This window comes from Rhodococcus sp. NPDC059968, from assembly GCF_042738615.1.
GTDB lineage: Bacteria > Actinomycetota > Actinomycetes > Mycobacteriales > Mycobacteriaceae > Rhodococcus_F.
In genome coordinates this window covers 21112-43364 of sequence record NZ_JBHWUE010000050.1, presented here as the reverse complement: position 1 = coordinate 43364, position 22253 = coordinate 21112, and the positions used below count along the sequence as shown (strand labels likewise).

Genomic DNA, 22253 nt, shown 5'->3' with positions numbered 1-22253 from the left:
CCGCGGAGCCGGGAAAGGGCTGCGGATTTCTTTGGGCGTCATCGCGGGTCTGTTGCTGGGGTTCGTCTGCTATGTGCCGGCGGTGACCTTGTGGCAGCACTACGGCGATGTCGTGCAGCCGCGGGTGTATCCGCAGGGGTCGTTCACCTCGTTCGGGTCGGATGCCGCTTGTCGAGTACTGGGTGAGTGCGGCGGCACCGGCGGCGGTGGTGCTACTCCACGCACGGGTGACTTGACGCGAACTCGCTTGGCTGGGACAGCCAGGAGCCGTCCCGACGGGAGCTTTCGTAGGCGGCAAATACCAAGCTCTGCGTCCTGAGACTGTCCCGCATCGATGATTGAGGAGACCTTCGTTCTTTCAGACTGCTCACGAAGTCTTGGTGGCTGTTCCTGAAGGCCTCGACGCGGGGCTCTTGGGGAAAACTGATACGCACGCTCTCGCCGTCTGCCGGGTGCCACTCCAGCCACTTGCCGGCCATGACGGTCAGCAGGCCCTTGCTTCCGCGGACCGCCACGGCCTCGGCGTCCAGGTTGTCGCGGACCTGGGGTCCGGGTCGGGAGACGTCGATGGCCATCTCCGCATCGAAACCCGGATAGCGCAGGGTGACGTTCACTGCGTCGTCGCCCGCAACCCCTGGGTGGGTTCGAGCCACGCTGGCCCGCAGGGCCGTGGGCTCACCGAACCAGAACCGCAACACGTCGAGAATGTGCGGCCCATAGTCGAGAAGAATCATCCTCGGCATGGGCTGGTAACGCCGGAAGAGTTCTTCGTAGACGTCGGGGTCCTCGTCCGCCACCCCTGGGAACGCGAACTCACCACGTCGAGGCAAGAGGAGGTTGCATTCGGCAGTGAACCTGACCCGCTCGATGTGCCCGAGCTCGCCGGCCGCGATCATCGCCCCCGCGCGAGCGTAGGCCGGGAGCCACTTCCACATTTCGTTGACCGCCCCTGTGACAGAGGCGAGTTCAGTGACCCGTGTGATTGCCAGCGAGTCCTCGAGCGTGTGTGCCATGGGCTTCTGGCACAGGACGTTGATGCCATGCGAGACCGCTTTCTCGACCACGATGCGGTGAGCCTCCGGTGGGACGGCCACATCGACGAAGTCGAGTTCGCCCGCCTTCTTCTCGAGGAGTTCGTCGATCGAGGCGAAAGTGTGGGCGATGCCATGCCGGGAGGCCAGCCGCTGTGCCTTCTTCAGGTCGAGGTCGCAGAGGGCGACCAGTTCTGCATCCGGCACCTCCGCCCAGGCCCGAACGTGCCTTGGGAAGATGTACCCGCAGCCAATCAGTGCGCCTTTCAGCATGACTCAACTCCCTACTCGTCTGGCCGGGTCTCGAGGTCGGATGAGCTCACAGCCGAGGATCCAAGCGGACCCTCCGGTCGGTGACGCCCGCGCTGCCAGCTTCTCCGTGTGCGTATATAAGTACAACTGGGTAATATACCGCATCCTTTGCTAGTGTGCGCTCAGTCAGGTTGAGGAAACGGTTACGTGAACGGATTCATCATGTTGGGTGTAGCGATTGGCCTCGGCGCTGTTGCCGCCCTGTCCATCCCGGCGATCACACCGGGCACGACCGCGAATCGGGATCGGGATCGGGATCGGGAGAGCATGCTGCGCCATCCGGAACTCGCGCTGGTCGCCGGCGTTGCGCTGGCGGGCTACAAATCCGAATGGGGTCCGACGTGAGCGATCAGGTAGGCGGCAAGGTATTGCGTCGCGACGCCGCGGAGAACCGGCAGCGGCTACTCGATGCGGCAGCGACCGTGTTCAGTGCGCGTGGCCTGGACGTGGGTGTCGACGAGATCGCCCGGGTCGCCGGCGTGGGCATCGGCACCCTCTACCGCCGGTTCCCCACCAAGGATGCACTGGTCAGTGAGCTCGTTCGGCAGGTGCTCGAGGACTTCGTGGCCCTGGCCGAGGAGGCCCTTTCCGTCCCGGATGGCGAGGGCCTGGAGCAGGTGCTCTACGGCACCGGTGCCATCCTGGCGTCGAACCGTGGATGTTTGTCTCGCATGTGGAACGACGACGAGACAACGATCTTGAGGGACGAGTATCGACGGATCCTGTTCGAGCTCTTGGCACGGGCCAAGCAGCATGGCCGCATCCGCGAGGATGCCACCGACGCCGACCTGGATCTCATCTTCTGGTCGGTGCGCGGCGTCGTCGGAACGACGCGCGGCGTTACCGATACCGGCTGGTGGAGAATCCTGGCCGTGATGATCGCGGGATTGCGGCCCGGCGCGGAGAGGCTCGATGCGCCACCGATGAGCACCGAGCAGGTCGCGCACATCATGGAACTATTGGAGGCTCGATGAGTGTGCGGCACGAGCCGCGCACTGCGGTACCACCGTGCCGCGTGGGCCGATGCCGGCGTCGTCACCGCGAGTCTCGACCACGCGATGTGATGGCACGACGACGGACGGATCGACGATTGGATCGCCCTGGTACAGGAATCCTCGGTCGCAGAAGCCGGATGGGCGTTGACGCGGACCTCGATCTTCGTCCGTGACGGTGCTTATTGGCGACCGTCGCTCAGGACGGACGGCAGTCCAAGGGGCCTCGCGATGTGGATCGAGACGAGGTCGCGATCGTCGCTGACGCCCAGTTCAATCTGATGGCGACGGCGAGTCTCGCCCACAGGCGATCTGGCAGTTCTGCGGGGCGGTGGTGTTCGCGGCCCACGATGGCAATGGGGCGACGGCGGGCCTGTCTGACGCTCAGCAGGATGCCCTGCTGACCGGTGCGGTGATTGCCCCGATGGTTGACCACTCACCGAGGCGCGAAACGCACGGTAGCGACGGACTTCCCCGGCCCCGAGGTCGACACGACGCCGGGCCAGCGCGCGCTCGAATTCGGCACCCATTACATCGAGGAATTGATCTGGGTCTACCTGATGCGCGATTGGGACAGCACCGATCGGCGGATGCTCGATCTGGTGAGGCTGGGTGGGTGTTGATGCGGTAAAACGTGTTTGGGCATCGCTGTGGGGCACGAGAACCTCCGGCTGGTTGTGGTTCTAGACAAGCCACATCGCAGCGGGCGGTTCTCGTCGCATCAAGCCAACCCGCCCGCAACGAACGCCCCGGCCGGGTGCATCTACTGCTCAGGTCTCGGCGCACGTTTTCCCATTTTGTGTTGGTGGGTTTGCCATGCGCGGAGGAGGTCGTTGTGGAGGCTTGCTTTGATGGCGCGCAGTCGGTGGAGGTCTGTTGGTCGTGGGGTCATCGCGGCGTGGAGCAGGTGCAGGAACTTCGTCCGTGGTACGCCGAATGTGATGAATAGTTCCTCGGGGTCGGCGCCGCCGTATGGGGCCCATCGGATGGCGAAGGCGAGCAGCGCACGGTCCGAGGGGCTCAGGGAATGCACGCTGGCGAGAAGGTCGCAGACACGCAGTGCGTGCCGTACCCAGTCGAGGTCCTGCGAGCGTGTTGGTGCGTCCGGGCGGTGATGGTATTGACGTGCGTCCCAGTTGCCGTTGCGAATGCGCCGGGGACGAGTTCGACAGGTAATGCTTGATGGTGCACCGGGTTCGGTGGGGACTGTCGAGAACGTGCCACGTAGTGCGAGGGTTTCGAGCATGGGGTGCCTCTGGTGTGTGAAGAATCGATCGGGTTCTTCAATGATCGGGGGTACGCACGGCTCGTGTACCGACCATTCGACGGGGTGGGGTGCCTGTTTCGCTATCCCACGAAACTTGCCTGACCGGTGAGCTCGCTGTCGACGGCACGGGCTGGCCGACGCCTGCGCGAAAGCCGAGAGTTGAACCCCTTTTCGGGTCGGATCGGTGTGTGGTCGGGTACAGGGCGGTGGTGGCATCGCATCAGGGCGCTGTGGTCATGCAGCGAGAGGGTGACGTGTCAGCGACCGCCGCGGCATGCTGTGGGTGAGATGTGCCGCACTGACCGCGTCGCCGCACGCGAGAGGGCGCTTCGCCGCATTGAGGCTGGCGACGGGCACGCGGCCGCCTTGCGCACCCTGTTCAACAAGTCCCTCGCCGCGTCACCACTGTTCGGTCCACTTGCCGACGCTACGACCTCGACGCCTTCCCTCTCATGGGGATTTCGGCCGCCGGCGCAGAGCGGACAACGAATTCCCCACTGAGACCGAGGATGTACGGGCATGTCCGTGCATGGCATCGATTTGCTGTGCAAAGCGTGCTGCGTCTGAACGACCGGTCCCGCCAGAACCTGGACTGGTGTACCGGCGCAGGGTTGCTTGACCCACTTACCGACGGTGTGGTCAGTGTGTATCGGCACGGTGATTGCTGAGTGGGCGCGATGCGCGGGTGGGCGATTCCGGGCAATTCTGCGGGGATGATGAGCCCGGTGATCGTGTGAGGGGCTGCTGTCGTGTCTGGCTGTGTGTGGTGTGCGTTCCCGGATCGGTGGATGCGTCGTGTACAGCGGGGCTGCGCTGTCCGCGGCGGAGGTCAGTTGTCCTCGGTGAGCCAGGAGCGCTCGCCGGCGGCGATGGCGCGTATCTCTGTGCGGTGCCGTCGAGCCGGGGTGGGGGCCGGCGCACTGTGACGGGGGTTGCGGAGAAGGTCAGGGGTGTGTTGATGACCGGGAGTGCGCCGATCCTCGGGTGTGCGATGTCGGTGATGTAGTCGTTGGCGCGCATCTGTTCGTGATTGGCGAGGTCGTCGATGGTGTTGATCGGGCCGGCGGGGACACCGATATCTGCGAGTGTGGCAAGCCAGTGGCCGGCGGTCTGTTTGGCGAACTCGGTGTGGAGGATCTGCGCGAGGGCTTGCCGGTGTTGGGTGCGGGCAGGGTTGGTGGCGTAGCGAGGATCCTGTGTAAGCGTTGTGAGGCCCAGGATCTCGGTGGTTTTCGCGAAGAAGGTGTCGTTTCCCGCGGCGAGGATGAAGTACGTGCCGTCGGAGCCGGTGAACGCCTGGTACGGGGCGAGTGTGTTGTGGGCACTGCCGAGCGGGTGAAACGGTGTTCCCATCGCGTGACTGGTGAGGTAAGAGGCCAGAAGGGCTGCCGAGGCGCCCAGTAGGGAGGTGCCGACGTGTTGACCCGATCCGGTCTGATCCCGATGGCGCAGGGCAGCGAGGATGCCGATCGTCGCGAACATACCCGAAGTCAGGTCGGCGATCGGGGCCCCGCACTTGACCGGCGGACGATCAGGGTCACCAGTGATGGACATGATCCCGCTGAACGCCTGTCCGACGATGTCATAGGCAACCGTATCTCGGAGTGGGCCACTCGCCCCGAATCCGGTGATGGAGCAGTACACGATGTCTGGGCGGATCGCGCGAACGTCGTCGTAGCCGAGCCTCATGCGCGCGGCGGCGCCGGGGCGGAAGTTCTCGACGAACACGTCGGCGTTCGGGGCGAGGGCGCGGACCGTGTTGCGACCTTCGGTTGTCCGGAGGTCCAGTGCGATCGACCGCTTGTTCTTGTTGAGTCCGAGGTAATAACCGCTGTCACCATCCTGGAGAGACCGGTCCATCTGGCGTGCTCCATCACCGGCCCCTGCCCGTTCGACCTTGATGACATCGGCGCCGAGGTCGGCGAGGAGCATGGTGGCGAACGGGCCGGAAGCGATGTGTGAGAGATCCAGTACCCGTGTTCCGGTGAGGGGACCGTGTCTGGGGGTGGGGGGTTCCTCGAACTCCGCGGCGTGCGGTTCATCGAGTGCGGTCATGACTACCGTTTGGGGACGTGCCCGGACTCGGCAACGGCGGGGGAGAGGGTGACCTCGTCGGCCTCTTCGACCAGCCATTCGGCAAGGAGTTGGCGCTTGAGAATCTTCCCCGAATCGTTGACAGGCAGGGGCTCGTGTCGGATCCACCACCGTGACGGGACGGAGAAGTGGGCGAGGCGGTGGGCGGCGAACTGCTCGAGCTCGGCGACCATCGGCTGGTCGGAGGGTGTGCATTGAATGACTGCCGCCACGATCTCCCCGAGGTCGGAATCGGGGAGTCCGATGACGGCGACCTCGCTGACCGCGTGATGCTCGCGCAGTACCGATTCGACGCGGGCGGCGGCGACGTTCTCGCCGCCCCGGATGATGACATCCTTCGCCCGTCCGGACACGTACAGGAATCGTTCGCTGTCGACGTGACCGAGATCTCCGGTTCGGATCCAGCCCTCGTGGTCGACGGTGTCGTCGCCGGCCAGTCCCCAGTAGCCGTCCATCCCGGATGGGGATCGAACCAGCAGTTCGCCGTTTCCGGAGGCGTCGGGGTGCTCGACTTTGATCTCGACGACCGGGGCGAGGCGTCCGGAGGAACCCGGGTGTTGTGCGATGTCGGATCCCACGCCGGTGCTGACGACTCCGCCGGCTTCGGTGAGTCCGTAGGTTTGCCCGACTCCTCGGCTGGTGGCCGGGAAGGCGCCACGAATTCGTGCGAGCAGGGCATCGTCGACGGGTGAGCCACCGAGAACCACGGTGCGGAGCGATGTCAGATCGTGGTGAGCGATGTTCTCGTGTGCCAGTAGTCGTTCCATCATGGTGGGCACGCCCGAGAACATGGTGACTGCGTGTGACTCGATCAGGGGCAACACAGTGCCGGCATCGAATCGGCCGTCGAGAAAGACGATCTCGCTTCCCGTCATCAGGGGGAACAGGATCAGTTGGATGGCGCCGATGTGGAACAGCGGCAGGCCCACCAGTGCGACGCTCGGGGGGTTGTCGTCGGGAATCTGGTGGGGCAGCTTGCGGGAAACGACGAGGAGGTTCTGGAGGTTGGCGACCAGGGCTCGGTGGGAGAGAAGTGCTCCCTTGGGGAAATCGGTCGTTCCTGCGGTGAAGAGGATGACGGCGGGCGCATTCTCGTCGGCCTGCTCCACTGCCTGACTCCGCAACGTCAGGTGCTCCAACGGCAGGTCGTCGTTGGCGTGGGGGAGTTGCAGGTGCCGGACGCCGGCGGGCACGCGGTCGGCGCGCTTCTCGTCGGTGATGACCAGGACGGGAGAGACTGTGCGGCATCCGTTTGCCATCTCTTCCGCGGACCACCAGCCATTGCAGGGTACGACAATGCCGCCGACTTCCAGGATCGCGAAGAACATCGCGACCCACTCGGGGCTGTTCGCGGCGAAGATTCCGACGCGATCGCCCGAGGTGACACCGGTGGCTCGCAGGAAGTGTGCGAACTGACGCACCATCCGCTCGTGTTCGGCGAAGCTCACTACTTTCGATCCGTGCCTGATGAAAGGTCGGTCGGCCCATCGCCGCGACTCGGTGAGCGCCGCGATGATGGATCTGGGTCGATCTTTGTAGACGAGACTTGGGTGGCCGCGCACAATGCCGCGCAGCACGGTCTCGCCCCAACGGACTGAGCTCGCCATCAATGCTCCTTAGGAGGGGTTCGGCGCGCGGAACGGCGACGACAGAAGCTGCGGTGAGCAGCGGTCACCGCCCGCGGGAACCGAACAGGTCGTGCGCATATAAGTATGCGTGTTCTTTATTATGGACAATAGGAGCGTTGCGGCGACTGTGTCAACCAGTGGTAGGTGCCGTACCGCCCCGGTGGGTGCGGACCGAAATCGGCGGGCACCAGCTCGATCTGGCCACGCCGTCCGGACTCCATGGATCGGGACCCAGTGGACGAGTGTGTACCGCGCCCAGAACCGACGGTCCGCGTTTCGCGGTTGTGTGCCCGGCGGCGGCGAGGCTCGACGTCTCGATCCCGTTGTGACAGTGGGAGCCCCGAGGTGGCCCCGGTGAGGGACACGTCTCGTCGGGGCCACCACGGGGCTCCCACCGCCCGGCCGTAACATCCGGCCAGTGACCGGGGGTGTCCCGGCGCGGCCGAAACGGTCATGTGCCTTGCCAGCGAGGAGCTCTCTTGTCGAGGAAGGCAGCCATGCCTTCTCGGCGATCGTCGGTGGCGAAAAGCTCTGCATTGAGCCGTGTTTCATGTTTGAGCGCTTCGTCGAACGGGTACCAGGCGGCGTCTTGTGTTTTCTTGATCATCCCGAGCGCGAGTGGCGCAAGTTCGGCGAGCGCGCCCGCCATTCGCGTCGCCGCGGCCAATGCCTGCCCCCGGGGGACCACTTCGGCTGCCAGGCCCAGATCGAACGCCCGTCGGCCGGTGATCGGCCGCCCCAGGAGCATCAGTTCCAGCGCCACGGAACGGCCGGCCAACCGGGGCAGCAACTGCGAGCCGCCGGCACCCGGGAAGAGTCCGATCCTCACCTCGGGCATCCCCAACCGGGCGTCCTCGGCTGCGACGCGAATGTCACACCACAGGGCAAGTTCCATGCCTCCCCCGAACGCGTATCCCTCGACAGCAGCGACGACGGGTTTGGGAATCCGGGCGAAAGCGCGGAGCCCTTCGAGGACTGTCGTGATACCCCTGCGCGCGGTGGCTTCATCGTTCCACTGGCTGACAGATCCGATGTCGGCTCCGGCGCAGAAGTTGTCGCCGGCTCCGGTAACAACGAGTGCTCGAACCTCCGGGTCGGCGGCCGCGATGTCCGCTGCGGTCGATAACCCCTGAACGACTTGGTCATTGAGCGCGTTCAAGTGTATTTGTCGATCGATCGTGATGGTGGCGACGGGGCCTACCCTGGCCATCCGCACGGAACCGTTGTCGAACGGAACGGTCACAACAGCTCTCCTTTGCATCTCATCCGCGTACGGCGCGGTCCGGTCATGTTCGGGTACGTGCACAACCACGGGGCACGGAGGAACAAAAATTTCCTCGCCCGGTTGTCGCCGGCGCGTGTGCTACGTCGTTCGGTGCCCGGATCGCGGCGTGAGACGGGCCCGGGCCAGCCAGGGATCAGCCTTGCGGGCACGGCCGAGAGCGCATCGCAGGTCAGGGCTTGTGAGCGGTTTCCTGCCGCCGGATTCGGTGGAGTGTGGATCGGACGCTGTCGAGGTGCTCAGGCGATCCGATCGTCGCGCGCTCGGACATCACCCCGACGTCCAGGGACGCTCCCATGGCGTTGATCGCATAGGCATTGAGTGTGCGTTTGGTGCCTTGAAGTGCGGTCTTGGACAGGCGCGCTATCCGCACGGCAAGATCGGTCGCCTCCGCTCGTAGCCGCTCGTGGGCGACAACCTTGTTGGCGATTCCTATCTCGACTGCCTGGGTCGCCGCGATTCGATCACCGGTGAAGAGGAATTCCTTGGCACGCAGCAAGCTGGTGTGCAGTGGCATCAAGGCGCCGGCACCGTCCCCGGGTACCAGTCCTATCGCGATATGCGGATCGGAGAAGTACGCCCGGTCGGAGGCAAGGATGATGTCGCAGCCCAGTGCCAGACTCATCCCGACCCCGACCGCAGGACCGTTGACCGCGGCGATGACCGGTAGCGGAAACGCCAGCATTTCGAGAACGGTGCGCCGGGCAACCTCGAGCTGGCGCCACGCCCACTCGTCTACCTCGCCGCGTGTCATGTCCTCCAGGGCAAGTTGGCCTTCCAGATCACCACCTGCGCTGAATCCGCGCCCTTCCCCGGTGAGCACGACGACCCGGGCACCGGGGTCGGCCGCGAGCTGCGCCCAGATTCGCTCGAGGGCGACGAGCATTTCGTCGTTGGTTGCGTTCAGCTGATCAGGTCGATTGAGGAGCACCGTCCGAATCGGCCCGTCCTCCACAACCTTCACGCTGTCGGGCAGGTCGTAGTTGTACATCGTGATGTCCTCTCCTCAGCGGATCGATGTCGGTGACAGCTTGGCCTGCGCCGGCCTCGACTCACCGGCACCCAGGCGCAGTAACCGCGCGACCGGACGGTAACGGGTATCGCCGAAGCCCTCTTGCATCGAGACGAGACTGGCCACGACCGCGGCTGCGCCGGTATCGGCCAGGTACTCGAACGCGCCGCGGGAATGATTCATCCCCAGCCTGAGTGCCAGGTCCACGTCGGATTCCTCGGCGACGCCCTCTTCCACCAGGGTGAGGGCCTCGTTGACCAGAATGTGCTGGAGTCGCTCGGCGATCAGGCCGGGCAGGGCCGGAACCCGAACCCAGTCGGCACCGACTGCCTCGAGCAGTGCGTGTGTCCCCATGGTGATCGGTACCGCGGCGAGCTCATCGTCCACGACCTCCACGAACACGGAGCTGTCGTCGACCTGCGCGTGGACCCAGCCGACGCCGGCGGGAAGATCGTGGAGCCATCGGCCGTCGGCGGAGTCGACCACGAGGTCGATGGGTGACGCGCTCAGCGAGCGCACGGCACGGACGTCGTCGTCCGTCGCCCGGCCGCCGCAGACGTAGACGACGAGATCGGCGATGTCCGGGTCTACCTGTACACCTCCGGTGCCGGCGTACCGGGCGCTCGCCGGACCCACCACTGCCAACGGACGCCGCGCCCCGACCGCGTGCTGCAGCAGTCGTTCCCGTGCGGCACGCGGTTGTTCCACGGCATAGTCGTAGAAGCCGCGGCCCGCCTGCTTGCCGGTGAATCCCGCGCGCACGAGCCGGCGAACGACCGGGATGGGCCGATAACGATCGCCCAGCTCCCGCTCGGCTGTCTCCGACGATCGCAGGTGCGTGTGCAATCCGCTGTGGTCGAGTGTTTCGAGCGGGCCGACCCGGTGGCCGAGGCAGCGCCTGGCGACGAGGTCGATGGCGCCCGGTTCGACGCCCTGGGTCAGCAGGAGCTGGGCCTCGTAGTAGAAGGGACGGCAGATCCGGTTCACGATGAAGTTCGTGGAGTCGGTGCACTGCACGGCTTGTTTGCCGGCCTGCTGTATCCAGGTGGTGACCGCGTCCAGTGTCTTCGCGGAGGTGTGGGGACCTCGAACCACCTCCACCAGAGGCATTCTGACCGGGGGGTTGAAGAAGTGCAGGCCGACAACCTGGCTCGGGTGCCCGTACGCCCGTCCCAGCTCGGCGATCGACAACGACGAGGTGTTGCTGGCCACCACCAGCGACGGCGTGCCGTGCGCACTGATCTGGGTCAGCAGCGCTTGTTTGGATTCCATGTTCTCGTCGATTGCCTCGATCACCAGATCCGCGTCGATCAACGCCTCCGCGAGACTTGCCCGAACGACGCGGGTTCGAAGACCGGACGCGTGCAGTTCGTGGAGTAACAAGTCCATGTTCGCGTCCATGTGTTCGACCACCGCGACATCGGCGTCGGCTTCGGCGAAGACTTGAGCGATTCCCCGCCCCATCGTGCCCAGCCCGACCACGACCACCTTGAGGTCACTCTTTCCGGCGGTCACGACGCGATACTCTCGACCACGGCAGCCACTCCCTGGCCGCCGCCGACACACAGGCTCGCGACACCGAGTCCACCACCACGCCGGCGCAGCGAGTGGAGCAGCGTCCCGGTGAGCCGGCAACCGCTCTGTCCCGTGGGATGTCCCAGCGCGATGCCGCCGCCGTTGATGTTGACGCGGTCTCCGTCCAGCTCGAGCGCGCGGAGGTTCTGGACTACCTGGCTGGCGAATGCTTCGTTGATCTCCAGGAGTTCAATGTCGTCGAGGCAGGCCCCGGCCTCCTTCATGGCACGGGGAATGGCCACGGTGGGGCCGATTCCCATCAGCGCCGGATCGACGCCCACTGCCGCGAAGGAGAGCAGGCGGCCCATCGGCTCGAGCCCGTACTGCTCGACTGCAGCGGCGGAGGCGATGATCAGTGCCGCGGCGCCATCGGCCATCTGACTGGCGTTGCCCGCGGTCACCGTGCCACCTGCTCCGGTAGCCGGGCGGATGGACGCGAGGGAATCGCCGCTGGCATCGAAGCGGATCGTCTCGTCGCGGCGCACGACACCGTGGGGCATTGTCACCGGACACACTTCCGCGTCGAAGACACCAGACTCCCATGCCGTTTTCGCGCGCCGATGGCTGGTGAGAGCCCACGCGTCCTGCTCCTGGCGGCTGATGGCGAACTCGGCTGCCACCCGTTCGGCGGTTTCGAGCATGCTGAGCCCGCACACCGGGTCGGTGGCGCTGTCCTTCCAGCTGTCCACCAACACGATGTCGCCGCGCCGCTGCCCCTGCCAGCGCAGCGAACTTGAGGCGAGGTAGGGCATCGAACTCATGTGCTCGGTTCCCACTACGAGGGCAACGTCCGTGCCACCCGCCTCGACGCTCAGTGCGGCTAGCTCAATCGCCTTCAGACCCGAGCCGCAGGCCATGTTGATGGTCTGCGCGGGAACCGCTTCCGGCAGCCCCGCCAGCAGGGTCACCTGCCGGGCCGGGTTGGGTCCGTTGCCCGCCTGCCTACAGTGCGACACGACTGCTTCGTCGACGAGGCCGGGCGCGAGGTGGGCACGCGTGAGTGCCTCTCGCGCGACCAGCACACCGAGGTCGACCGCCGACGACTCGCTCAGCGCGCCCCCGTAGCGGCCGTGCGGCGTGCGTACCGGTGCGCACAGGTACACGTTCTGAAAACTAGACATATTCGACCTCCGCCGATTCGAACTGGTCCTCGTCAGCCCGGGCGAGAGCTTCCCCGGGTTCGCCCGCCAGATGACCTGACAGCGCATCTCTGTGGTGGGGCAAATCGTGGGTAATCGTCGCGAGGTGTTCCCGCGGATTCCCGTCGTGGTCAGTGAGGAGTGTGTTCATGGACATTCCTTGCTCGCGTGTGTGTTTCAGGCATTTCGCGGGACGTCACGACACCACAGCACTTTCCGCCAGGTAGCTGCCGTAGCGGAAGGAGTCCTTGCGGGTGAGGTTGTGGGCGTCACGCACGGCGCGGAGCAGAACACCTGTCGCTGCAGGTGTGCGGCTCGCGATCTCGAGCGCCACCCCCCTGACCACGGCGTCGAGATGTCCGGCAGGGGCCAGGTCGCAGATCAATCCCAGCTCCCGGGCTCGCGCGGCCGTCATCTTCCGGTCCAGTATCAACATGGCCGCGCGCTCGGCGGGGGGAATGCTTCCGAGTAGGAAGGGGATCCCGTGGCCGACGACACCGGATGGCCACTGACCGGTCCCGAGGACCGCTTGGGGGTCGGCGATCGTGACTGTGGACGCGAGGGTGAGGGCAAGCCCGATTCCCAGGACGGGGCCTTTGACGGCGGTCACGGTCGGAACGTCGATCGTGTGCATCAGATCGACGAGGGGGTCTGTGACCGTGCGCAGCCAGGCGCCCAGCTCGCGTGCGGCTGCTTCACTACCGGCGCTCACGTCCAGGCCGTGGCTGTCCCCCTCGCACAGTGAGTCCCCTTCGCCGGCGAGGATGATGCAGCGAACTCCCCGTCTCGGTGCGCTGCGCAGGGCACCGCCGAGGTCGGAAGCCAGCTCCGGGGTGATTCGGTTCCCGTCCAGCGGCCGGTTCAGGGTGAGAGTCATGATGTCGTCATCGCACTGCACTACGAGTTCGCTCATGATGCTCCAGACTTGGTGGTAGGGAAGTGTGCCGGCCGCTTCTCCAGGACTGCGGCGATGCCTTCGTGAAGATCGGGCGTGTCGATCAGGCTTGCGAACGCCTGCCGTTCCGACGCCAGCCCGTCGGAGAGCGCCGCCTGTTCGGATAACCGCAGAAGTTGCTTGGCTTTGCGCTGCGCATTCAGGGAGACGCCGTCGAGTAGTTCGTTCGCGAGATCGACCGCGGCAGCGACCACTCGCCGCTCCGGAACAACGCGGTCGATCACTCCCATGCGGTGTGCTTCCCGGGCGTCGATTCTCACGCCGCCCAGAACCAACGGCGCCGCGTGGAAGCGCCCGGCGGCCCGGGGCCAGCGTTGACTGCCACCGGCGCCGGGGACTAATCCGATCCGCACCTCGGGCTGACCGAAGATGGTGCGGTCGCCGGCGACGATGGCATCGCACGTCAGGGCCAACTCGCACCCTCCTCCAAGGGCATAGCCCTGCACCGCGGCGACGATCAGATTCGGAAACTCGGCGATCTGATCCCACAGCTCCGCTCGACGCTGGGCCAGGTACGAGCCGGGGGTGGCGCCATCGAGCTCCCGCAGGTCCGCCCCGGAAGCGAAGGTCCCACGGGCTCCGCTGAGCACGACCGCAGGGACACCCTCGCGGGCGGCGGTGCCGAGCGCATCGACCACACTCTGGAGCATTCCGCGACTGAGCGCATTGCGGGATGCGGCATCATCGAGAGTGACGAGACGGATCCGGCCCTGGTCACGAACGGTCACCAGGTCGACAGATGCCCGTGACGGCGGCACCTCGATAGTCACCGGGGTGTCCTCACCGCGAGGTGACGCCATTGTCGGCTGCCTTTCTGAGCCTCGTGCGGTCGACCGTGCCGTTGGGGGTCTTCGGCAGGGAGGTCACCATTTCGAGAAGTCGTGGATACTCATGGGGACTCAGGGTGCTCCGTACTTGCTCCTGGAGCTGTACTTGCAAGCCTTCGGCGGCCTCCGACTGCAGAACGGCGACGTCGTTCCCCGCTGTGGAGGGCGTGAAGGTCGGGGAGCAGGACTGCAGGCCCGGCGAGAACACCCCGTCGTAGGGGGCCGACGTCGCTTCGGTCACTGCCGCTGCATCCCAAACGAACTCGTCGGCTGCAAGGAGGGTTGCCCCGCAATGGTCCATGCGTTCGCGCCGAGCGTCTGGCCCGAACAGGGGGTACAGCGGCTCCGCAACGGCACCGCGCTTGATCACGCCGAACATTGCCGTGTAGAACTGCCGTGACGGTTTCATCGCACGGATCCCAGAGTCAGGTCCATGAGAACCCCATGCCGGGGTCTTCCCCTGGATCAGGTCAGACGCTCCGTCGCTCACTGCTCGGTCACGCGATTCGGTAGCACCACCGTCGCTGTGCCGCGAGCCGACTCGAAACCGTCCTGGTTGATCGCATTCAGGACGATATCGATTTCGCCGGTAGCCGGATCGACACGTGAGACGGCGCCGTCGCACGTGACGAGCTCGCCGAGGACGTTGTGCCGGCGGACCTGGACGTCCAATGTCTTGAGGAAACCGTCATCGCCCATCCAGTCGGTGACCACCTGGCCCATCCACGAGACACGTTCCGGACCATAGTCATAGGCGCCGGGCACGCCAACTCGACGAGCGAGGTCGGCGTCCCAGTGAACACGCTCCGGCGGCTCGGGGACGCCCAACTCGTTCGGGATACCCAGGGCGGGGTGGCGTTCGAAGAGATCGAAAGCGTCTCCGTGCCCTCGTACGTACAGCCCGCCCCAGCCCAGGAGATACGCGATGGCGGTCGTTGCGGTGTAGGGCCCCTTGGTGATGGGCGGAAGCGACTCGCCGGCTTCCACATCCTCGACGTAGCGCGTCACTGCGCCTCGTCGGCGCGCCTCTTCGTCGCGATACCGCTGGGCGATCTCGGCGATCTGATCCTTGGTCCATTCGACCCGAATGTCCTCGTACTTCTTTCCCTCGCGGGCGTTGTCGCGTTCGATCCGGAAGCAGTAGGACTGGCCCGTGCACACCAGCTCGCCCTTCTCGTCGTGGAAGGGCACCTCGTAGATCTGCTGCCACGACCGGCCGGCGAACTTGCTGGGGCGCTCGATGAGCTCCTTGAGTACGGCCGAACCGGTGAGCCGGTCGCCGATAGCCGGCTTGCGCTCGAAGGAGAAGGACGTACCCGCGTACATGGCATGAATGCCGGGCAGACCCGTCACATAGCCGCTGAAAACCTTGTCCATGGCCAGCAGAGCGGTGGGAGGAACCCCGATGCGCCCCTCGGCTGCACGCTCCGGATCACTCCAGAGCGGGTTGCGGTCACCAATGCCGAACGCGTAGTGCCGTACCGCATCGACGGTCAACTCGGTGACATGTGGACGGTCGCTTCGGATCGGCTTGCCGATCATGGAGCGAAGCTCCGCCAGCTGATTGTCGGTCACGGAGGCGAACTCTCGCTCGCCCTGCATAACTACCTCGGTCATATGTCGCCCCTTGACTGCGATCGGCCATCGTATGGAATGTGCGTATATAAGTTCGCGCGTGCTTATACTGGCACTGTTGCAGAGTGTGCATCCAGTGTCAAGAGACGCGATGTGGCAGACCCTGCATCGGAGCGAACGCGACAGTGGGGGCCGCGGAAGCACGCGCTCCGCGCCACGCCGCTACCCCTGGGTGCGCGGAGACCGATACACCAAAGGTCGATGGAACCGACTGTCCGAGAGCCGAAACGAGTGCTACGGGGAGGTGTACCAGTGGCACGCGATCCCAGTGTCGGGGAGGTCGCACGGTTCGCTGGCGACGTACGAATCCGGGCCAACTAGACCGCTGGAATGTCGCATTCGAGGCGGAGTAAGTTGCAAGAGAGCGGACGACGCCCTGTGTGGTGTCAACAGTCGATCCGAGGGGATGTGCGCCGCCCGGCAGCCGCACGATCGCGTGCGGTCGGCGGGTGGTTCGGTATGAGCTCTGTGTGGCCGCAGCAGTGCCTTCCCGGTGGCAACCGTGCGAATGGGAGGCGTTGGGTGCGCGGTCTCGGTGCCGTCCTATCTGCATCTCGGCCCACCGCACGCGGCGAGTGCGTCGGATTTCAGGCGAGCGACACCCAAATATCTAGTGTGATCTGGCTCACATTCGCGGGTTTGGAGGCTGTGCCGATCTACCGTCTTCCTTGCCCCGGTTTCACACGCCAGTGCATGTGTCAGCGCACGACTTCTCCATTCAAATTCCCAGTGAATAGCGAGTTTTCGGCACATACGGCGCTGCCGCAGAAAGTGTTTCGCCGATGTGCAGGCGCCCGGTCGGGTGCATGCTCCTCTGCGCGCCGCAAACCGGGCGAGGCCTATCGATTGCATCGAGAAGAGTTGTCATGGCACGAATCCGCAAGAACCTGAAAGCCCCTCTCCTTCGTGCGCGGTCCGAAGGACTCACTGTCACAGTGGCGTACGCGGGAGCGGTAATAGGCGTGGTCGTCGTCGCCGTCGTGAGGTTCCCCGTTCCCGGGGCTGTGAGATGGGCAGGTATGACCGCGGTGGGCACTTGGGCATCACGAAGTGATTCGGTACGTCGATAACGGTTGTGAGGGATCGTTTCCACGATCGTGGGTCAGGTCCCCGGTGTTCATGTTCATGGTGGCGACGTGTGCGGTGGCCGTACTGGTGTGGGAGGAATCGATATGCCCCAGGCAGCTCTGCCTGTGATCGTGGCCATGCTGCTGGTGGCGTTGCTGGTGGTGATGACGTCGCTCGGTGTGGCGGTCCGGGCAGACGCGTTAGCCCGGCGCAGCCCGCAGGCGCGGGCCCGTGCCTCGGGGGAGGCGGGATCGGAGGCTCTTCCCCGAGATCTTGGGGGCCCGGAGTGGTCATGGCGCCGGGTCGCGACCTGGGCCTGGTTCATCTGTGCGGGTGCATCGGTGCTCGCGCTGGGCGTGGTCTGCGGGCTGGTCTGCTTCGGCTAACGGTTCACGAACACACTGACCGGGGTTGCTGATTTAGTGCGGCAGCCTCGTCGTCCTAGTTGATGATCGCCGCCGTCCGGGGCCGGCATGCTTTGGAAAACCTCGTGTGGAGCGGCAAGTAGGCCGCTGTCCTTTGAAGCCTGGGGCGGGTGCCGATCCGGCCGCGGATACATCGACGCCGTCAGGCATTACCGCAGGCAGTTCGAGGAAGCGCGATTGGTCGCTCACCGCCGCCAAGGTCCGCCCCGGCGTGGGACACCCGGGGAGCTGAGCGTGACCTGGCTACTGCCCACCGGATAATGGTTCTTGCCACGCGCGGAGAAGATCGCCGCAGAGGGTTGCTTTGATGACGCGCAGTCTCCCCGGTTCGATGGCCTCAGGGCATCGCGGCGTAGCGCAGATGCAGACCCACTGCGGCCGTATGCCGAATATGATGAGCAGTTCCTCGGGGTCGGTGCCGCCGTAGGGAGCCCATCGAATGGCGAAGGCAACTTGCGCCCGGTTCGAGTCACACGGTGACTGCACGCTGGGGAGAACGTCAGAGACAAGCAGTGCATGCCGTTCCCAGTCGAGGTCACACGACTGTGCCGGGACGGCTGGACAGGGGACACTACATGCGGGCGGCCCCGGTTCGGCTGCGAGAGGGGCGGGCTCAACAGGGGACGCCGGATGGTGCACCGGGTAGGTCGATGGGACAGACAGCGACGACGATGCGGAGAAGGTTCACGCGTGTGTGCCTGTGATGCGTGATGAACAATCGGGTGCTGCGCTGGGGTGGTGGCCGTGCCACACGGGCTGGGCCTGCCGGTCGATCCAGGCGATGGCATCGGCGTTCTGACCTGAGCCGGGCGACGGTGACATCTCCGAATCTCCAGAACCCTGCTCGGGCCCACTGCCTGCGCCCCAGCGTTAACGGCCGTGGTTCCATGGTGATCGCCGAGATGATGGCTGTGTCGTCGGCCACTGTGATTGGCCCGCAAAGAAACTCAACCCCGCGAGCGGGTCAATCCGTCCGGCAGCGGTCACCCCTGATCGCCGCCGGACGCATCGCCCTCCCTCCCCAAGTGACCCCGGGAATGCCGGAGCCACTGGCAGATCCATCCGCCCAGGTGGCATAGGGCAGGGCAGTGGACCCGGTGAGCAATTCACTCGGAGGAAGAAGCCTCAGTCAGGATTAATCGGCATCCGCATTGAGGGCTTCCCACCGCGCGAGAATAGTCTTGGCGCGACGGATGGACGCGAGGTCCACGAAGGTTCCGCCGGATACGCCGACCGCAGCCCCGCGAGAGAGTGAATCCTCGAGCGTCGCCAACAGCGCCCGCGACTTCTCGACCTCGAACTCTGTCGGCGCATAGAAGTTGTTGGCGACCTCTGCCTGATTCTCGTTTACCACAAATCGGCCGTCGAACCCCATGATTCGCCCGGTCATGCCATCCGCGAGGAAACCTTCGTCGTCGTCGACGGAGAGCCAGGCCCGGTCGATGGAGACGAGTCCGTACGCCTTGGCCGCGCAGGCAATGGCGCCACGGGCGTAGGCGACCTCCGCGCCGCCGACGGTGGCATTGACCCCAAGCTCACCGATGTAGTCTTCGGCCCCGAACAGCAGCGCGTGCAGGCGTTCCGAGGCGGCGCAGATCGAATCGACCCGGAGAACGGCCGCGGCTGTCTCGATCAGGATGACCAGCTTCGTTGTACCTACCGGAATTCCGGCAGCGGACTCCGCCTGGGCAATGTCCGCCTCGGCATCGACGAGGTCTTGTGCACACACGATCTTAGGAATCACAACATAGGCGGGCTTCGCCGGAATGATCTTCTCCAGATCATGCTTCCAGTGCTCGGTTGCTCGGGCGTTCAGGCGGATCATGTAAGCGCCCGTGAATTCTCCGGCAGCGAGCATCTCGACCACCAAATCCCTGGCACCCGCCTTTGCCTGCTCCGAAACGGTGTCCTCGAGGTCGCAAAAGACCGAGCCGGCATGACCTGCGAAACCTTCCAGCAGAGCAGCACGGTCGCTTGCCGCGACAACCATTAGCGACCCAATGGAACTGTCCATCGTGTTTATTCCTTTCTATGGGCCTCGCCGCAGCGACATCGCACCTCGGATGGTGCGGAGCAGGAGACCGGATGATCGTGCATATTACCGCACGAGTGATCGTATTGTAGCACGCGTTCTGGATGGAAGGACATGCTCACAGCTAGTTTCTAGCGCGTTCCAACAAAGCATTTCAGTCGAATCAGCGCCCGGGCGGCGACCCATCCTGATGTCGAGCAGGCTCCCGTCTGATGCGCGAGAGATCGACCCGGTAGCCCCAGCTCGGGCGGCTCACGCGGGTGGCAACAGGACTACCTGTCGTTGACGTCGGCTGAACGGTGACGGCGGCCGGGCCGCCCGGTTTTTCGGTGGAAGGCGTTGCAGCGGTCGAGGAAATGGGAGTTGGGTAACCGCCGACTCACGGGCGGCGTCGGAGACGCGCCCGGTCTGGGCAGTGATCGTCAATAGTGCGCTCCGCGGCCGGACTCGCGGCCTGGCGCGCTCGCAAAACTACAGCCGGTGCATAAGCTGCGAAACTCACAGTGACACGAATACAGCTGCACGCCAGGCGTGCACACGGGATATCCGTTCCTCCTGGGTGCTGCGGGGAGAATTACTGGGGAGCGGAACTGATGCGGGTAGGGAATTGTGAAAGAAAGGACTCGTCGAAGGTCAGACCGATGCCCGGCGTGCTGGAGGGGATGGTCCTGCCTTTCGTGATCGCCATCGGATTGGCAAGCATCGGCTGCCACCATGCCAGCCACTCACATACCAAGCCTGCTGGCTTTCCCGCTACCAAGTGCGATGCGAGTTCTGGGTACGTGTGAGGCGCAATTGGGACCCCTATTCCCTCGCAGATCGCCGCCAGTTTCTGACTGCCCGTGACACCGCCGATTCGCATCGGTTCGAAGATCAAGACGTCGACGGCACCCGAGTGTGCGAGCGAGCGGAGCTCGTTGATGTCGAAGCTATTTTCGCCCGTCGCGATGGGCGTGCGCAGCAATCTCCGCACTCGAAGGAGTAGTTCCGGCTCGTTCAACGGAACGGGGTCTTCGATCCAGCGCAGGCCCACCTCATCGATCCGTGACGCAAAGCGCGCGAATTGATCAAAATTCCAGCGATTGCCCACGTCGAGCATGAGATCGACGCTCGATCCGACCTCGGTGCGGACCGCTTCCAGTCGTCGAATGTCCCAGTCGGCAGACTCCATCGGATGCAGTCCGCCCGGCAACTTCAACGAGGTGAACCCCTCCGTGACCAATTCCTTTGCCTTACCGACCAGATCCTCTGTCGGAGAGTTCCAATAGTCCAGGAGGTCGTTGGAGTAGACGTCGACCTCCTCCTTGTGCGCTCCGAGTAGGCGAAATAGTGGCAGTCCCAGTGACTTGCACGCAGCGTCCCACAGGGCCATATCCAGAGCGGAGTGCGCAAAGGACACGATCCCGTTGCCCGGCAGTACCGTGCGGGCAGTTTTGATCGCCCACAGACGCTCATAGTCGAAGACGGACGCGCCGACTAGGGCGTCCGCGAAGCCGTGCACTGCCTCGGCCACGATGGCAGCTTCGTGGGGGAGTTCGATGGGGGCGTTGTCGGTTCCTGGCAGCCAGACGTACGAAGATCCCCGGATGCCGTCTGTCGTGTCCACGTGGACGACGACGTTGTACACGGTCCGAAATTTCAGATTTCCGCCCAGGGGAGTCAGGGGAGATTCGAGTGGTATGGGGACCAATTGAGTGGAAATCGCCGCTACCTTAGACACGTGCAGTCCTTTCATAAGTTACTGCCCCGCCGGACTTCCGGTCGTTCGCCTGGAGCGCGTGGACACGACCATCCGCTGCGAAACAAGGGATGCGAACTCGACGGCCATGACGCGGGTGAGGGTGCATCAAGACATCACAAGGTTGATGGGGCGAAAGCCCATACGGGACCGCTCGATGTTGATGGCAATGTCCTCGAGCCGCGCACTGTACGTCTCGTCAGTCAACGCCGCCGAATGTGGCGTCATCAGAATATTTGTCAGATCTTTGAAGGGATATGAGCTCGGCCGCCCAGATCCATCCTCAGGATATGAATACCAAACATCGACCGCGGCGCCCGCAATGGTGCCACTCTGCAATGCGTTGAATAGTGGTTCTTCCTGAATGAGTCCGGCTCGGCCCACATTGATGATGATGCCGTCTTCTCCGAGGAGGTCGAGCTGTTCGGCACCGATCAATCCATTCGTCTCTGCACTGAGGGGCGCCGAGACGACCACGAGGTCGGACTCATCGAAGAGCCGATCAATGTCTGACTGGGTTCCGAGCCATGTCAATGAGCTCACTCGGCCTTCGGCCGATTTTCCCGATCGCGAGACTGCACGGCCACCGCGGACGCCGATAGCCTCGAGAAGAGTCCACGTTGCGGCCCCGATATGTCCGTACCCGACGAAACCGACCTCTGCGGAGAGCAGTGTCCTGCCGTAGGCAACAGAGGGGTCGTAGGTCGCCGTGTCCCAAATGTCCTGGCGTAAATTACGATCCTGATCCTGGAATCTTCGCCGGAGCGCGATCGCCGCACCCAGCACATATTCGGCGACGGAGGATTCGTGTCGATACACGTTTGCGCACAGTGCGGAGGGCGGCAGCGCATCGATGGCGATGCCATCGGTACCGGCCCCGGGCACTTGAACCAGACGCAGACGGCGTGCGCGGTGAGCCATCTCGGGTGTGAATACCGGGCCGACGAATACGTCGAGATCTTCGAGTGCATCCCGCACGATGTCGTCCTCGCCGGTGTGCGCCCAGATGACTTCATCCGTGGGGAAGAGCGTTTGGATGCGCTCTCGATATCTACTCAGGTAGTCGCCGACAATACAAATTTTCACTGCACAGCCTTTGTGTGTGAGGAAGGGCGCGACGTCCGGCGCACTGCTGGGGGACCGCCGCAGAACTGCCGCTGTGCATATAACCGCACACGTGGTCACATTACAGAACGCTTTGACCTCCGTCAACGGTGTCTGGCGGCACCGGAAATGCTTCC

At 64.6% G+C, this 22253-nt stretch carries 19 protein-coding genes; 4 read left to right on the top strand and 15 right to left on the bottom strand.

All coding sequences use genetic code 11. From position 1 onward, the window contains the following. Positions 1-212: 212 nt before the first annotated feature. A complete protein-coding gene (locus ACFWAY_RS32200) occupies positions 213-1304 on the bottom strand; it encodes a Gfo/Idh/MocA family protein (RefSeq protein WP_378513398.1) in 1092 nt (363 codons plus the stop codon). A 201-nt stretch (positions 1305-1505) separates the two neighbouring features. Between ACFWAY_RS32200 and ACFWAY_RS32195 the strand changes: the two genes are divergently transcribed. The 3 genes from ACFWAY_RS32195 to ACFWAY_RS32185 all read left to right on the top strand — a co-directional run bounded on the left by ACFWAY_RS32195 (position 1506) and on the right by ACFWAY_RS32185 (position 2958). After that, positions 1506-1688, top strand: a complete 183-nt coding sequence (locus ACFWAY_RS32195) for a hypothetical protein (protein ID WP_378513397.1) — start codon at positions 1506-1508, stop codon at positions 1686-1688. After that, complete coding sequence (locus tag ACFWAY_RS32190) at positions 1673-2317, top strand: TetR/AcrR family transcriptional regulator (RefSeq protein ID WP_378513396.1); 645 nt, start codon at positions 1673-1675, stop codon at positions 2315-2317. Before ACFWAY_RS32195 ends, ACFWAY_RS32190 begins: the two co-directional genes overlap by 16 nt. A 446-nt stretch (positions 2318-2763) precedes the next feature. Then, complete coding sequence (locus ACFWAY_RS32185; RefSeq protein ID WP_378513395.1) at positions 2764-2958, top strand: hypothetical protein; 195 nt, start codon at positions 2764-2766, stop codon at positions 2956-2958. 1283 nt (positions 2959-4241) lie between these two features. Here the strand turns inward: ACFWAY_RS32185 and ACFWAY_RS32180 are convergent. From ACFWAY_RS32180 to ACFWAY_RS32130, 11 genes are all read right to left on the bottom strand, one after another. Then, a complete protein-coding gene (locus tag ACFWAY_RS32180; RefSeq protein ID WP_378513394.1) occupies positions 4242-5657 on the bottom strand; it encodes a CaiB/BaiF CoA transferase family protein in 1416 nt (471 codons plus the stop codon). Positions 5658-5659: 2 nt separating this feature from the next. Next, entirely contained in the window at positions 5660-7303 is a 1644-nt protein-coding gene (locus ACFWAY_RS32175; protein ID WP_378513393.1) for a class I adenylate-forming enzyme family protein, read from the bottom strand. Between the two features lie 472 nt (positions 7304-7775). Beyond that, entirely contained in the window at positions 7776-8567 is a 792-nt protein-coding gene (locus ACFWAY_RS32170) for an enoyl-CoA hydratase/isomerase family protein (RefSeq protein ID WP_378513392.1), read from the bottom strand. Between the two features lie 211 nt (positions 8568-8778). After that, entirely contained in the window at positions 8779-9597 is an 819-nt protein-coding gene (locus ACFWAY_RS32165; RefSeq protein ID WP_378513391.1) for an enoyl-CoA hydratase/isomerase family protein, read from the bottom strand. Between the two features lie 15 nt (positions 9598-9612). Continuing rightward, positions 9613-11133: a 3-hydroxyacyl-CoA dehydrogenase NAD-binding domain-containing protein gene (locus ACFWAY_RS32160; protein ID WP_378513390.1), complete on the bottom strand. Its 1521-nt coding sequence runs from the start codon at positions 11131-11133 to the stop codon at positions 9613-9615. Beyond that, on the bottom strand, positions 11130-12314 hold the full coding sequence (locus ACFWAY_RS32155; RefSeq protein ID WP_378513389.1) for a thiolase family protein: 1185 nt from the start codon (positions 12312-12314) through the stop codon (positions 11130-11132). The genes ACFWAY_RS32160 and ACFWAY_RS32155 overlap by 4 nt, the downstream gene beginning before the upstream one ends. Then, a complete protein-coding gene (locus tag ACFWAY_RS32150; protein WP_378513388.1) occupies positions 12307-12483 on the bottom strand; it encodes a hypothetical protein in 177 nt (58 codons plus the stop codon). The genes ACFWAY_RS32155 and ACFWAY_RS32150 overlap by 8 nt, the downstream gene beginning before the upstream one ends. Before the next feature lie 45 nt (positions 12484-12528). Continuing rightward, positions 12529-13245 (bottom strand): enoyl-CoA hydratase/isomerase family protein, encoded by a 717-nt coding sequence (locus ACFWAY_RS32145; protein WP_378513387.1) that lies wholly within the window; start codon positions 13243-13245, stop codon positions 12529-12531. Beyond that, positions 13242-14057, bottom strand: a complete 816-nt coding sequence (locus ACFWAY_RS32140) for an enoyl-CoA hydratase/isomerase family protein (RefSeq protein WP_378513386.1) — start codon at positions 14055-14057, stop codon at positions 13242-13244. The genes ACFWAY_RS32145 and ACFWAY_RS32140 overlap by 4 nt, the downstream gene beginning before the upstream one ends. Positions 14058-14067: 10 nt before the next feature. Next, the gene (locus tag ACFWAY_RS32135; RefSeq protein ID WP_378513385.1) at positions 14068-14523 is read right to left on the bottom strand and encodes a hypothetical protein; all 456 of its coding nucleotides are present in this window, start codon (positions 14521-14523) and stop codon (positions 14068-14070) included. Between the two features lie 77 nt (positions 14524-14600). Beyond that, positions 14601-15731: a MaoC family dehydratase N-terminal domain-containing protein gene (locus ACFWAY_RS32130; RefSeq protein WP_378513384.1), complete on the bottom strand. Its 1131-nt coding sequence runs from the start codon at positions 15729-15731 to the stop codon at positions 14601-14603. A gap of 1190 nt (positions 15732-16921) precedes the next feature. Between ACFWAY_RS32130 and ACFWAY_RS32125 the strand changes: the two genes are divergently transcribed. After that, positions 16922-17203, top strand: a complete 282-nt coding sequence (locus ACFWAY_RS32125; protein WP_378513383.1) for a hypothetical protein — start codon at positions 16922-16924, stop codon at positions 17201-17203. A gap of 1174 nt (positions 17204-18377) precedes the next feature. On the opposite strand, the gene ACFWAY_RS32120 is transcribed toward ACFWAY_RS32125, so the two are convergent. The 3 genes from ACFWAY_RS32120 to ACFWAY_RS32110 form a co-directional block, all read right to left on the bottom strand. Beyond that, positions 18378-19256 carry an HpcH/HpaI aldolase/citrate lyase family protein gene (locus tag ACFWAY_RS32120; protein ID WP_378513382.1) on the bottom strand — a complete coding sequence of 293 codons (879 nt, stop codon included), beginning with the start codon at positions 19254-19256 and terminating at the stop codon, positions 18378-18380. A 592-nt stretch (positions 19257-19848) separates the two neighbouring features. After that, positions 19849-20901: a mandelate racemase/muconate lactonizing enzyme family protein gene (locus tag ACFWAY_RS32115; protein WP_378513381.1), complete on the bottom strand. Its 1053-nt coding sequence runs from the start codon at positions 20899-20901 to the stop codon at positions 19849-19851. A gap of 219 nt (positions 20902-21120) precedes the next feature. Further along, entirely contained in the window at positions 21121-22098 is a 978-nt protein-coding gene (locus tag ACFWAY_RS32110) for a 2-hydroxyacid dehydrogenase (RefSeq protein ID WP_378513380.1), read from the bottom strand. Positions 22099-22253 lie beyond the last annotated feature (155 nt).